This is a genomic window from Streptomyces sp. CoH27 (assembly GCF_020181035.1).
GTDB classification, from domain to species: Bacteria; Actinomycetota; Actinomycetes; order Streptomycetales; family Streptomycetaceae; genus Streptomyces; species Streptomyces camelliae.
Map to the genome: position 1 here is coordinate 309,572 of NZ_JAIQYY010000012.1, position 12,885 is coordinate 322,456.

Here is a 12,885-nt window from a genome sequence, read left to right on the forward strand (position 1 = left end):
ACACCTGCCCACATCCGGACACTTCGGTGCAACCGCTTTCCACTGCGTTTCGGCTGATCAGCGCGGGTTCAGGGCCGCCCGCAGCCGTTCCGGATCCGTCGTCGGGGCGTCGCACGTAAAGTTACGGCAGACGTAAACCGCAGGTTGACCTGCCACCAGCGAGCGGCCGGAGAGCAGCGGGAACTCATCGCTCTCCGGAGCCCCGACGGCCACGACGGCCCCGGGGGCCGTCCCCAGAAGTGCCGTGCGGTGCAGGGCGGTTGTCTCCTTGTCGGCCGGCGAGGTGCCGACGACGGCGATCTCCTTCGGCCCGTCGAGGAGGGCCTCGGCGACGGCGAGCCCCCAGCCGATGAACCGCGGCACGCGCGGCCCGAGCGTGGTGACGACACCCAGCGCCCGCTCGGCCGCCGTCCGGTGCGCCTCCGATCCGGTGTGCGCGGCATAGCCGAGCAGGGCACCGGCCGCCGCGGTCCATCCCGACGGGGTGGCGTTGTCGGTGGGGTCCTGCGGGCGGCGGATGAGCCGCTCGGCGTCGGCGGCGGTGTCGTAGAGCGCGCCGGTGTCGGGGTCGGCGAACCGGGTGAGCACATGGTCGAGGAGCAGCCCGGCGAAGTCGAGCCAGACGCCCTCCCCCGTCACGGAGGCGAGCGCGAGGAAGCCCTCGGCGACGTCGCCGTAGTCCTCCAGCACCCCGGCGTTGGGGCCGACGCGGCCGTCCTTGCTGGTGCGGGCCAGCCGGGCGTGCTCGTCGAGGTGCACGCGCACGAGGAGGTCGGCGGCACCGAGTGCGGCCTCGATCAGGTCGGGACGGTCGAAGTAGGCGCCGGTCTCGGCGAGCGCGGCGATCGCGAGCCCGTTCCAGGCGGCGACGACCTTGTCGTCCCGGCCAGGGGCAGGGCGTCCGGCGCGCTCGGCGAGCAGCCGGGTGCGCATGGAGCCGACCTTCTCGGCGTCGAAGACACCTTCCGTCTGCGGCAGTTGGAGAACGGACTGCCCGTGCTCGAAGGTACCCTCGTCGGTCACCCCGAAGTACTGGGCAGCGAGGTCGCCGTCCGCGTCCCCGAGGGCGGCGCGCAGCTGCTCGGGCGTCCAGACGTAGTACGCCCCCTCGACGTGCCGCCCACTGCCGCCCTCCCGGCTCCCGCCACCATCCTTCTGAAGACGCTCCACCGGACTCCGTCCGGCGGCACCCCCGTCGCGCGACACCTCCTCTTCGCTGTCGGCATCGAGCGCGGAGGCGAACCCGCCCTCGTCCGTGCGCAGTTCACGGACCAGGAAGTCCGCGGTCTCCAGCGCGACGCGCCGGGCGAGGTCCGACCCGGTGGCCCGCCAGAGATGGGCGTACACACGGCACAGCAGCGCGTTGTCGTACAGCATCTTCTCGAAATGCGGCACGACCCAGTCACGGTCGACGGAGTAGCGGGCGAACCCGCCGCCCAGCTGGTCGTAGATCCCGCCCCGGGCCATGCGCTCGCAGGTGTCCTGGGCCATCTGGAGGGCGCCCTCGGAGCCGGTGCGCGCGTGGTGGCGCAGCAGGAACTCCAGGACCATCGACGGCGGGAACTTCGGCGCCCCGCCGAATCCGCCGCGCTGCGGGTCGTACTCCCGGGTGAGACCGAGAAGGGCCTGGGCGAGTTCCTCCTCGCCGGGCACGCGGTCGCCCTGGTGGCTGATCTCCCGCTGGGCGAGGTCGCGCACGATCTTCCCGGCGACCTCGCCGACCTCGTCGCGCCGGGTGTCCCAGGCCTGCCGGACACCCTCCAGCACCTGCCGGAAGGAGGGCATGCCGTGCCGGGGCGCGGGCGGGAAGTAGGTCCCGAAGTAGAAGGGTTCGGCGTCCGGGGTGAGGAACACGGTCATGGGCCAGCCGCCCTGGCCGGTGGCGGCCTGGACGGCCTCCATGTAGACGGCGTCGACGTCGGGGCGCTCCTCGCGGTCGACCTTGACGCTGACGAAGTGCTCGTTGAGGTAGTCCGCGGTGGCCTGGTCCTCGAAGGACTCGTGAGCCATGACATGGCACCAGTGGCAGCTGGAGTACCCGACGCTCAGCAGGACCGGTTTGCCGGCCTCGCGGGCCTCGGCGAAGGCCTCGGCCGACCAGGGCCACCAGTCGACGGGGTTGTCGGCGTGCTGGAGGAGGTACGGGGACGTCTCATGCGCCAGTCGGTTCACCGTTCCACTCTCCCACGGGCCCGGGGACGGCGGAGAAACCCGTCCTCGCCGGGCGTGCCCGCACGAAATCCTCACCGGTCCGCTGATCGTCGCACCCTCGCCATCCGGTCCGGCTCGAAGGACACTCGTAAGCCAAGGATGTTGCCGCCGGAGGGGACTGGACATGCGGGAGAGCCATCGGGCGGAGGCCGAGCGGCTGCTGGAGCGGGCCGTGGAGGAGGAGGTGCGCCGCTCGGGCGGACGGGTCGACGGGCAGGTGCTGCTGTCGCGGGCGCGCGGTGAGCTGGACGCGATGGCCGGGTCGGCCGGCGAGGAGTACGAGGCGTACACCCGCGCACTGGACGAGGCCGAGGCGGGCCGGCTGACCTTCGGGCAGCGCTACGCCCGCGACGGCGCCGGAACGGCCCTGCTGGTGGCGGCCGTCGCCGCGGTCGCCGCGGCGGTGGCCGACCTCTCCCTGGGCACCGGTACGGGCACGGCGGTCGGTGCCGGCGTGGCCGCCGGGGCGGTCGGTGCCGCCGCGACCGTGGTGAAGGTGGCCGGCACCCATCTGCCGGCCGCCCATCACCGGGCCGGCGCCGCGGGCCAGCCCGGCGGTGCGGAGCAGTTACGGCTGCAGTGGCTGACCGCTCTGGAGGTGCGGGGCATCCGCCCCTTCCTCGACCAGCAGCGAATGCTCAGCGCCTCCACGGGCCGGAAGAAGACCGCGAGCCCCACCCTGCGCGGCGCCGACAAGAGCGCGGCGGCCCGCAGACGCACGGTGCTGGAGCAGTCGTTCGGCCAGCTGCCCGAGCCGGACGGCCGGTTCTCGGGACGCCGGGCGGAGCTGGCACGCATCAGACAGTGGGCGCAGGCCGCGCGGGCGGCCACCGAGACCCGGCCGACGGTGGTCGTCCTGCACGGCGAACCCGGCTCCGGCCGGACCACGCTCGCCGTGCGCGCGGCACACGATCTGCGCGACCACTTCCGCGGCGCGGTGGTCGTGGACCTGCGCGGCGGCGGCCGGGAGGAGACCCCGCTGCCCACCCGCGACGCCCTGCTGCATCTGCTCAACCGGCTCGGCGCACCCCGCGAACAGCTGCTGTTCCGGGAGCGCTCCTCCCCCGACCAGCAGCTCAAGCGGCTCGCCGAGCTGTATCACCAGCAGCTGACCGGTCTGCCCGTGACGATCGTGCTGGACGACGCCTCGGACCCGGAACAGGTGCGGGCGCTGGTGCCCGAGCGCTCCGACAGCCTGGTCCTGGTCACCGCCCGCACGGCCCTCGACCTGCCCGCGGACCTGCCGGCCTGGGTGCACCACCTGCCGGTCGAGGCACTGGACGCGGCGGGCGCCGAGGAGCTGCTGAGCGCCGCCGCCGAAGACACGTCCGGCCCGTACGACGCCGAGTCCGCCGAACGAATCCGGGACCTGTGCGGCGGACTGCCGCTGGCCTTGCGGATCGCGGGCTCCGCACTCGGCCCCCGCTCACCCCGGCAACTGGCGGCGGACCTGAGCGTGTACGGCCCGGTGGAGCCGGTGGAGCGCGCCCTGTGGCTGCGCTACACCGACCAGCCGGAGCCCTCCCGCCGGCTGCTGCGCAGGCTCGCGCTCGCCGGGCGGGCCTCGCTCGGCGCGGCGGCGGCCGCCGCCCTGCTCGGCACGGACGAGGCCGAGGCCACCCGGCACCTCGTCGCCCTCGCCCGCGCCGGACTGCTCGACCACGTCCGCGGCAACCGCTACCGGCTGCACAGCCTGGTGCGCGCCTTCGCCCAGGCCAGGCTGCTGGACGAGGAGGACCCGGCTGAGCGCACGGCGGCCCAGGAACGGCTGATCGTGAACTACGCGGACCTGGCCGACTCCGTACTGCGCCTGGTCGACGGGAACATGTCGACGCGCTCGCACCAGTTCGGCCCGCACGGCTTCACCTCGCTCGACGAGGCGCTGCGCTGGCTGGACGACGAGTCCAGCTTCATCACGGCGGCCCTGCGCCAGGCGGAGGGCGTGAACCAGGCGGCGGTGCTGAACCTGCTGGGCGCGCTGTGCGACTACTGCCTGCTGCGCGGCGACCTGTACCGGCTCGGCGAGATCAGCGAGCTGGCGCAGGCCGTGGACCAGGGGCTGCTGGTGCGCTCGGTGCAGTGGCGCACCGGTATCGCGGCCCGGCAGCTGGGCGAGCTGGACAAGGCGCGCACCACACTGGCCTCGGTGGTGGACCTGTACCGGGAGGCCCACCACGACGCCGGTGCGGCCCGCGCCCTGTGCTCGCTCGGCATCACCCTGCACCACCAGGGCAATCTCACCGAGGCCGCCGCCAAACTCCAGGAGGCGCTGGATCTGCAGGCGGCGCCGGAGCTGGCGACCGACCGGGCCTGGACGATGCACGCCCTGGCGGCCGTCCAGCGCGACCGGGCCCGGCTGTCGGAGGCGTTGGAGCTGCTCACCCGCTCCCTGGTGCTGCACCACGAGGGCGGCTCGGTGCACGGCGAGGCCTGGGCGCACTTCCAGCTCGGCCAGCTGGCGCTGCGGATGGGCGACGTACCGCGCGCGGAGACGGAGCTGCGGGCCGCCCTGGAGCGGTACGGCCGCACGCGCGACGCGCGCGGCGAGGCGTGGGCGCTGACCCAGCTGGCCCGCGCCCGCCTGGTGAACGGCGACCCCGCACCGGCCGTGGAGGGCCTCAGGCAGGCGGCCGCCCGGCACCGGGAGAACGAGGACGCGCGCGGCGAGGCCTGGACGCTGTACTACCTGGGCCAGGCGCTGGAGGAGTCCGGGGAGCTGGACCCGTCGGTCCGCGCCCTCGAACGGTCCCGCACGATGTTCTCCCGGATGCGCGACGTCTACGGCCTGGCCTGCGCCCGGCACCACTCGGCCCGGGTCACCCGCGACCAGCGGGCCGCGCAGACCGGTTCGCTGCGCAACTCCGGCTTCGCCCGGCAGCTCCTCGTGGACGCCCGCGCCGACTTCCAGCGCATCGGCGTCGCCCACGGCGAGGCGTGGACCTGCCTGGAGCTGGCCGTGGTCGACGCGGGCAATGCGCGCACGCAAGCGGCGCTGGCCCTGTGCGACGAGGCACGCGATCTGTTCGCCTCCTACGGCGACCTGCGCGGCGAGGACTGGGCCCGCTTCCTGCGCTGCACCCTGCTGCCGTACGCGGCGCCGGGCGGCACGGAGGTCGGCACGGCCGTCGCCCAGGAGGAGCTGGCCCAGCTGGCCCGCGCCACGCATCCGCTGCGGGACGAGAAGCTGACCGAGGGCCTCACGGCGTACGCCTTGCTGCTGGAGCGGGGCGTCAGCCTGGAGGCCGGCTGGCAGGCCTGGCGGCTGCGCATGACACCGGACCGCCACGCCCGGGAGGTGATGGGGGTGGCGGTACCGGCGGCGCGCTGACGCCCGGGGTCAGCCCCGGCGCGCCGCGGAGTCGGCGTCCTGCTTCGCCTCGGCGTCCGGGGCTTCCTTGAAGTCGACCTTGTTCATGTGCTTGCTCATCGACTTCATCAGGCCCCACACGGCCAGAGCCATCACCGCGAAGACGATGAAGCCGAGGACACCGGGGGTGACCTTGTTCTGGTCGACCTCCTTGGCGAGGGGGACGAGGTGCGTCACTGCCAGGCTCACGCTTGCGCTCATGTCAGGCATTGTCCCGGATGCCCGCGAAGAGGTCGTCCTCGGGGAGGGAGGTATCGACGAGCGACTTCGCGAGCTCGTACTCCTCCGTCGGCCAGACCTCCTTCTGGAGCTCCATCGGCACCTTGAACCAGCCGCCGTCCGGGTCGATCTGCGTGGCGTGCGCGATCAGCGCCTTGTCCCGGATCTCGAAGAAGTCCGCGCACGGAATGTGCGTGGTCAGCGTGCGCTCGACGCGCTCGAACTCCTTCCAGCGCTTGAGCCAGTCCCCGTACGGCGACTCCAGGCCGCGCTCCAGCATCGCGTGGTGCAGTGCCTCGGTGCGCGGGCGGTTGAAGCCCTGGTTGTAGTAGAGCTTCTGCGGCTGCCAGGCCGGCCCGAACTCGCCCTCCGGGTACTTCTCGGTGTCCGCCGCGCCCTCGAACGCCACCATGGAGATCTTGTGGGTCATGATGTGGTCGGGGTGCGGGTAGCCGCCGTTCTCGTCGTAGGTGGTGATCACCTGCGGGCGGAAGGCGCGGATCTTGCGGACCAGCTCACCGGCCGCCTTGTCGACGTCCTCCAGGGCGAAGCAGCCCTCGGGCAGCGGGGGCAGCGGGTCGCCCTCGGGCAGGCCGGAGTCGACGAAGCCGAGCCACTCCTGCCCCACGCCGAGGATCTCGCGGGCCTCGTCCATCTCCTTCTTGCGTACCTCGTGGATGTGCTCCTCGATGTACTTGTCGCCCTGGAGCTTCGGATTGAGGATGGACCCGCGCTCTCCGCCGGTGCAGGTCACCACCAGCACGTCCACCCCCTCGGACACGTACTTCGCCATCGTGGCCGCACCCTTGCTGGACTCGTCGTCGGGGTGCGCGTGTACGGCCATCAGTCGCAGCTGGTCAGTCAAGACTCAATCCTCGGTAACTCGGCGCCCCGTGTCTTCGGCGCGATCGGCGGCTTCTATAGTGACGGAATCGGGGGGCGAATAATTCCGGGTCCGGTTCTGCCGAGAGGAAGATCATGAGCACGGCGAGCACGCGGCTGCCCGAGGGCCGCTACGGCCGCTCCTCGGACGAGCGTGCAGACCGCAAGCTCAGGGTCGCCGCCGTGGTGCTGGGCACGCTCCTGCTCGCTCTCGTCGGCTACTTCGCCTACGACAAGGTCTTCGAGACCAGGATCAGCGCCCAGGTGATCACCTTCGTGGCCTCGGACAACGCGGTCAAGGTGCATCTGGAGGTCCACAAGGACTCCGGAACCGACGGCTACTGCACCCTGCGCTCCCAGGCGGCGGACGGCTCCGAGGTGGGCCGCGCGGACTTCCGCTTCACCGGCAGCGCCACACGGATCGACCAGGTCGTCACGCTCCGTACGACGGCGAAGGGCAGCACGGCCGAGCTACTCGGCTGCCACACGGGCTGAACGGGCCGCCCGGGCTGATCCATCACCCGGAACACGTACACGCTGACCTGCGTTGATGTGATTCTGATGGCTTATGTCCTCCCCCTTTCGCTCTCGAATTGTTAGGCTCGTGGTTTCGCCCACCCAAGAAGGAACATTCTTCTGGGTAGGGCGATGCTTTGTATTCCCAGTACCGACGAGGAGCACCCTGTGACCCAGACCAGTGAGAACGTCACCTGGCTGACCCAGGAGGCGTACGACAAGCTCAAGGCCGAGCTTGAGTACCTTTCTGGTCCTGCGCGCACGGATATCGCCGCCAAGATCGCGGCCGCGCGTGAGGAGGGCGACCTGCGTGAGAACGGCGGGTATCACGCGGCCAAGGAGGAGCAGGGCAAGCAGGAGCTGCGTGTCCGGCAGCTGACCCAGCTTCTCGAAAACGCCCAGGTGGGCGAGGCCCCGGCCTCCGCCGACGGCGCCGTCGCACCCGGCATGGTCGTCACGATCGCCTTCGACGGTGACGAGGACGACACCCTTGAGTTCCTGCTCGCGTCCCGCGAGTACGCGAGCTCCGAGATCGAGACGTACTCGCCGCAGTCCCCGCTGGGCGCCGGCGTCATCGGCCACAAGGTCGGCGAGGACGCGGAGTACGAACTGCCGAACGGCAAGAAGGCCTCGGTGCGGATCCTGAAGGCCGTGCCGTACTCGGGCTGACCCACCAGCCTCCGCCTCGCCCGGCAGCCTCTGCCTTGCCTGGCCTCGGGCCCCCGGTGTCCGCCGGATCGCGCGGACACCGGGGGCTTCGCCGTGTCCGGGGCCGTCAGGCGGTGGCCGAGCGGTACTTGCGCACCGCGAGGGTGCGGAAGACCGCGATGATCAGTATCGAGTAGATCAGCGAGGCCCAGACCGGGTGCTCCATCGGCCAGGCGTGCGAGGCGGAGCGCCCGGGGTTGGCGAACAGCACACGGCAGGCCTGCGCGGTGGCGCTGAACGGGTTCCACTCGGCCACGTGCCGCAGCCACGGGGTCATGTGGGCCGGGTCCACGAAGGCGTTGGAGATGAACGTGACCGGGAAGAGCCAGATCAGCCCGCTGGACGTGGCCGCCTCGGGGGTACGGACGGACATGCCGATCAGCGCGCCGATCCAGGTGAACGCGTAGCCGAGCAGGAGCAGCAGGCCGAAGGCCGCGAGCACCTTGCCGGCGTTCGTGGATCCGTCGGACCCGACCCGCCAGCCGACCACCACGGCGACCACGGCCAGCACGACCAGCGTGACGGCCGTCTGCACCAGATCGGCGAGCGTACGCCCGGTCAGCACCGCGCCACGGGCCATCGGCAGGGAACGGAACCGGTCGATCAGCCCCTTGTGCATGTCGTCGGCGATACCGGCACCGGAGCTGGCGGTCGCGAACGTGACGGTCTGCGCGAAGATGCCGGCCATGAGGAAGTTCTTGTAGTCGACGGCGCTGCTGCTGCCACCGATCCGCATGGAACCGCCGAAGACGTAGGTGAACAGCACCACGAACATGATGGGCTGGATGAGCCCGTAGATGATCATCTCAGGGATCCTGGACATCCTGATCAGATTGCGTTGCGCGATGACCATCGAGTCGCGGACGGACCGGCTGACAGGGTTGCCCGGCAGGCTCACGCGCACGGGCTCGGTGAGGGTGCTCATTTCGCGGTCTCCTTGCCGTTGTCCGTGCGGGTCTTGTCCTGCCCGGCCGGGCCGGCGGTCTCGGCCATGTGGCCGGTCAGCGACAGGAAGACGTCGTCGAGGGTGGGGCGGCGCAGCCCGATGTCGTCTATCTCGATGCCCCGGGTGTCCAGCTCCCGGATGATCTCGGCGAGCAGCTTCGCGCCGCCGGTGACGGGGACCGTGAGCTTGCGGGTGTGCTCCTCGACGGTGGTGTCGCTTTTGCCGAAGCTCCCCAGGACCTGGGCGGCGGTCGCGATGTGGTCGCGCTCGTGCACCACGACCTCGACGCGCTCACCGCCGGTGCGGGCCTTGAGCTGGTCGGAGGTGCCCTGGGCGATGACCCGGCCGTGGTCGACCACCGCGATGTCATGGGCGAGGTGGTCGGCCTCCTCCAGATACTGCGTGGTGAGCAACAGGGTCGTCCCACCGGAGACGAGCTGTTTGATGACCTCCCACAGCTGCTGGCGGTTGCGCGGGTCGAGGCCGGTCGTCGGCTCGTCCATGAACATCACCGGGGGCGAGACCACCAGGGCCGCGGCGAGGTCGAGCCGGCGGCGCATGCCTCCGGAGTAGGTCTTGGCGGGGCGGTCGGCGGCATCCGTGAGGTGGAACTGCTCCAGCAGCTCCGCCGCGCGCGCCTTCGCCGGTTTCGCCCGCATCTGGTACAGCCTGCCGACCATCTGCAGGTTCTCCCGGCCGGTCAGATACTCGTCGACCGCCGCGAACTGGCCGGACAGGCCGATGGAACGGCGCACGGCGTCGGGGTGCTTGAGCACGTCCACGCCCGCGACGACCGCCTTGCCGCTGTCGGGGCGCAGCAGGGTCGTCAGGCAGCGGACGGCCGTCGTCTTGCCGGCGCCGTTCGGCCCGAGCAGGCCGAGGACCGTGCCCTCGGGCACATCGAGGTCGACGCCGTCCAGAGCCCTTACGTCACCGAAGGTCTTCACCAGGCCTTCGGCATAGATGGCGCCTGGCATGTCAGTCTCCACGTCGTCAGGGATTCGTCGTCCGGGTTCTCCGGACATGCGACACACCATAACGCGATGTATCGCGTCTCTCAATGGGTTTGCCCGAACGAGTGACGGTGGTGCTTTTCGGGCAGGCAGCGCCCGGCGCCGGGTCAGTCGATGACCGTGTAGCCAGCGTCCCGCAGAGCCTGGCCGACCTCGGCGCAGTGCACCGGACCCTTCGTCTCCAGGTGCAGCTCCACCTCCGCCTCGGTGAGCCCCAGCCGGGGATCGGTACGTACGTGGCTCACGTCGAGGACATTAGCGTCGACCACTGACAAGACCCCGAGCAGCGTGGCGAGCGCGCCCGGCCGGTCCGTCAGCCGCAGCCGTACCGCCAGGTAGCGGCCCTGTGCGGCCATGCCGTGCCGCAGCACGCGCTGCAACAGCACCGGGTCGACGTTGCCGCCGGAGAGCACCGCGACGACCGGGCCCTCGAAGGCGTCCGGCGCGCCCAGCAGCGCCGCCACCGGGCTCGCCCCGGCCGGCTCCACGACCAGCTTGGCCCGCTCCAGGCACAGCAGCAGCGCCGCCGACAACTGATCCTCGGTGACCGTGCGCACCTCGTCGACCAGGTCCTTGACGATCCCGAACGGCACCGCGCCCGGCCGCCCCACCTTGATGCCGTCGGCCATCGTCGCCGGGTTCCGCACCGACACCGGGTGCCCGGCGGCCAGCGAGGGCGGATAGGCCGCCGCGCCCTGCGCCTGCACGCCGACGACCCTGACGTCCGGCCGGATCGCCTTCACCGCGACCGCGATACCGGCCGCGAGCCCGCCGCCGCCCATGCCCACGACGATCGTGCGCACCTCCGGGCACTGCTCCAGGATCTCCAGGCCCACCGTGCCCTGACCGGCGATCACGTCCGGGTGGTCGAAGGGGTGGATGAACACCGCGCCCGTCTCGGCCGCGTACTCCTCGGCGGCGGCCAGCGTCTCGTCGACCACCTGACCGTGCAGCCGCACCTCGGCGCCGTACTCGCGGGTCGCGCTGATCTTCGGCAGTGGCGCGCCCTTCGGCATGAACACCGTGGCGTGCACGCCCAGGAGCGCGGAGGCCAGCGCCACGCCCTGCGCGTGGTTGCCCGCGCTCGCGGCCACCACCCCGGCCGCCCGCTCCTCCGGCAGCAGCCCGGCGATGCGCACGTAGGCGCCGCGCAGCTTGAACGAGCCGGTCCGCTGGAGGTTCTCGCACTTGAGCTGCACCGGCGCGCCGACCAGCTGGGACAGGTGCCGGCTGCCCTCCATCGCGGTCACCCGTGCGACGCCCGAGAGCATCTTCTGGGCCCCGCGCACATCGTCGAGGGTGACGGAACGCAGGGAGTCAGCCGTGCCGTAGCTCATGACTCCAGCATCGCAGTTCACGCCCGCGCGCGGCGGGTGTGACCAAGCTCCGAGACCGGTTTGCGCAGCGCCGGTACGGTCCGCCCCCGGGCCGCGTACTCTGTCCCCCAACCCAGCAGCCCTTCATGAAGTGAGCCTCCGGCCATGCCCACAACACCTGAAATGTCGATGGACATGACGACCGTCGGTGACACCGGTCTTCTCGACACCCTCCAGCACGAGGTGGCGGTGTTCGCCCGCCGTGCCGAACAGACCCGTCTCGGCGGTGTCGGGCAGGTGCGCAACTCCATGGACCGGGCGGCGTATCTGCTGCTCAACCGCCTTGACCGGGAAGGCCCGATGGGCGTCAAGGCGCTCGCCGCGAGCATGGGCATCGACTCCTCCACGGTCACCCGGCAGGTGGCCCCACTGGTCGACACCGGGCTCGTCAAGCGCACCTCGCACCCCGAGGACGGGCGCGCCGTGGTGCTTCAGCTGTCCCCGCGCGGGTCCGCCCGGCTGGAGGAGGTGCGCTCCTCCCGGCGTCAGCTGATGGCCGAGCTGACCCACGACTGGGCACCGGAGGAGCGCGAGCAGTTCTGCTCGCTCCTGACCCGTTTCAACCGCGCCCTCTCCGCGCGGATGGCACCGGGCACCGCACAGGGAGAGCAGCCGCCGGCCTCCTGAACGCGCCGGGCACTCACCGTCGGCTCGCGCCCGGGTACACGGTCGGCACCGGTGGGTTCCGGACTCTTGACCCGGGGCCGCCGCTGGCCTCATATGAGACCGGGTCCTGCGTCGTACGCGGTTCACCTGTCCCGTACCGGACAGGGCCCCCGTCGGGGGGAGGCGCGGTGCGCGATCGGCAGGTGGCCCGACATACCCGCCGGGCCCGGGAGTTCGAGGCATTCGTCGCGGGCGCGGGCGGGCGCCTGCTGCATGCCGCCACGCTGCTCACGGCGGAGGCGCCGGACGACAACCCACGCGCGCGGCGGCTGCTGACCCTCGCGCTCGCCCACACGTACGCACGCTGGGACCGGCTGCGCGGCGAGGACCCGTACGACTGCGCCCGCCAGTACCTCGCCGGCCGCTTCGCGCGCGCGACCTGGCATCAGTACCGCGTGCTCGGCGGCGCCCGGCCGGATCCACGCAGTCCGCTCGCCGCCCTCGCCCCGCAGGAACGGCTGATCCTCGTACTGCGGCTCTACGAAGGCGTCGCCGAGCAGCAGACCGCGGCCCTGCTGGGGCTGCCGGCCGAGCGCGTGCACACCCTCTGCGACCGTGCCACGGCCACCCTGCTGCACCCGGCCCGCCCGGCCGCCCCGCGCGCGGTGGGCACGAAGACGGCGCCGTCATGAGGCGGTACGGCCGGCATGGCCGCCGTGAACGGCCCGGCGTATGCGGTGCAGGCACGCGGCCTGCGCGCGCGGGGGACGTGATGACTTCCGCGCGCGCGGGGAGGGTGCCATGAAACGGCCCGAGCGGGAGGCCGCCGTACGGCAGATCATGGAACGGGCACCGGCGCCGGTGCCGCCGGACCTGTGCGCGGAGGCGATGCGCCGTGGCGAGCGCCTGCTGCGGCGCGGGCGGCTGGTCCGCCGGGTGCTGTGGCTGCTGGCGTGGGCCCTGGCCGTCGCGTTCGGCGTGTGGGCGGCTCGCGTGCACCCGTGGACGCAGCCGCCCTCCCGGACGACGCCGCTCACGGGC

General features: G+C 72.0%; 12 protein-coding genes. 6 read left to right on the forward strand and 6 right to left on the reverse strand.

The features are described 5' to 3' along the window. Positions 1-57: 57 nt before the first annotated feature. Positions 58-2,172 carry a thioredoxin domain-containing protein gene (locus LE548_RS22430; RefSeq protein WP_225098714.1) on the reverse strand — a complete coding sequence of 705 codons (2,115 nt, stop codon included), beginning with the start codon at positions 2,170-2,172 and terminating at the stop codon, positions 58-60. 163 nt (positions 2,173-2,335) lie between these two features. Between LE548_RS22430 and LE548_RS22435 the strand changes: the two genes are divergently transcribed. Next, positions 2,336-5,539: a tetratricopeptide repeat protein gene (locus tag LE548_RS22435; RefSeq protein ID WP_225098715.1), complete on the forward strand. Its 3,204-nt coding sequence runs from the start codon at positions 2,336-2,338 to the stop codon at positions 5,537-5,539. Positions 5,540-5,548: 9 nt separating this feature from the next. Here LE548_RS22435 and LE548_RS22440 read toward each other — a convergent pair whose 3' ends face one another. Then, positions 5,549-5,788 (reverse strand): hypothetical protein, encoded by a 240-nt coding sequence (locus LE548_RS22440; RefSeq protein ID WP_225098716.1) that lies wholly within the window; start codon positions 5,786-5,788, stop codon positions 5,549-5,551. Beyond that, positions 5,781-6,662 (reverse strand): mycothiol conjugate amidase Mca, encoded by an 882-nt coding sequence (gene mca / locus LE548_RS22445; protein ID WP_225098717.1) that lies wholly within the window; start codon positions 6,660-6,662, stop codon positions 5,781-5,783. The genes LE548_RS22440 and mca overlap by 8 nt, the downstream gene beginning before the upstream one ends. 113 nt (positions 6,663-6,775) lie before the next feature. Between mca and LE548_RS22450 the strand changes: the two genes are divergently transcribed. Next, complete coding sequence (locus tag LE548_RS22450) at positions 6,776-7,174, forward strand: DUF4307 domain-containing protein (RefSeq protein ID WP_225098718.1); 399 nt, start codon at positions 6,776-6,778, stop codon at positions 7,172-7,174. Positions 7,175-7,363: 189 nt separating this feature from the next. Next, entirely contained in the window at positions 7,364-7,864 is a 501-nt protein-coding gene (greA, locus tag LE548_RS22455) for a transcription elongation factor GreA (protein WP_225098719.1), read from the forward strand. 106 nt (positions 7,865-7,970) lie between these two features. Here the strand turns inward: greA and LE548_RS22460 are convergent, their stop codons facing one another. From LE548_RS22460 to ilvA, 3 genes are all read right to left on the reverse strand, one after another. Further along, positions 7,971-8,828 (reverse strand): ABC transporter permease, encoded by an 858-nt coding sequence (locus tag LE548_RS22460; protein ID WP_225098720.1) that lies wholly within the window; start codon positions 8,826-8,828, stop codon positions 7,971-7,973. Next, positions 8,825-9,826 carry an ATP-binding cassette domain-containing protein gene (locus tag LE548_RS22465; RefSeq protein WP_225098721.1) on the reverse strand — a complete coding sequence of 334 codons (1,002 nt, stop codon included), beginning with the start codon at positions 9,824-9,826 and terminating at the stop codon, positions 8,825-8,827. Before LE548_RS22465 ends, LE548_RS22460 begins: the two co-directional genes overlap by 4 nt. Before the next feature lie 143 nt (positions 9,827-9,969). Beyond that, entirely contained in the window at positions 9,970-11,199 is a 1,230-nt protein-coding gene (ilvA, locus tag LE548_RS22470) for a threonine ammonia-lyase (RefSeq protein ID WP_225098722.1), read from the reverse strand. Positions 11,200-11,361: 162 nt separating this feature from the next. Here ilvA and LE548_RS22475 point away from each other — a divergent pair, with 162 nt between their 5' ends. From LE548_RS22475 to LE548_RS22485, 3 genes are all read left to right on the forward strand, one after another. After that, entirely contained in the window at positions 11,362-11,865 is a 504-nt protein-coding gene (locus LE548_RS22475) for a MarR family winged helix-turn-helix transcriptional regulator (protein WP_225098761.1), read from the forward strand. Between the two features lie 167 nt (positions 11,866-12,032). After that, positions 12,033-12,536, forward strand: a complete 504-nt coding sequence (locus tag LE548_RS22480; protein ID WP_225098723.1) for a sigma factor-like helix-turn-helix DNA-binding protein — start codon at positions 12,033-12,035, stop codon at positions 12,534-12,536. Between the two features lie 109 nt (positions 12,537-12,645). Then, a partial coding sequence (locus tag LE548_RS22485) for a hypothetical protein (protein WP_225098724.1) occupies positions 12,646-12,885 on the forward strand: 240 nt, incomplete at its 3' end.

Bases quoted from the DNA above. Each gene is read 5' to 3' on its own strand.
- LE548_RS22475 (WP_225098761.1), top strand. From the start codon at position 11,362: ATGTCGATGGACATGACGACCGTCGGTGACACCGGTCTTCTCGACACC.
- LE548_RS22460 (WP_225098720.1), bottom strand. From the start codon at position 8,828: ATGAGCACCCTCACCGAGCCCGTGCGCGTGAGCCTGCCGGGCAACCCT.
- LE548_RS22450 (WP_225098718.1), top strand. From the start codon at position 6,776: ATGAGCACGGCGAGCACGCGGCTGCCCGAGGGCCGCTACGGCCGCTCC.
- LE548_RS22465 (WP_225098721.1), bottom strand. From the start codon at position 9,826: ATGCCAGGCGCCATCTATGCCGAAGGCCTGGTGAAGACCTTCGGTGAC.
- ilvA (WP_225098722.1), bottom strand. From the start codon at position 11,199: ATGAGCTACGGCACGGCTGACTCCCTGCGTTCCGTCACCCTCGACGAT.
- LE548_RS22435 (WP_225098715.1), top strand. From the start codon at position 2,336: ATGCGGGAGAGCCATCGGGCGGAGGCCGAGCGGCTGCTGGAGCGGGCC.
- LE548_RS22440 (WP_225098716.1), bottom strand. From the start codon at position 5,788: ATGCCTGACATGAGCGCAAGCGTGAGCCTGGCAGTGACGCACCTCGTC.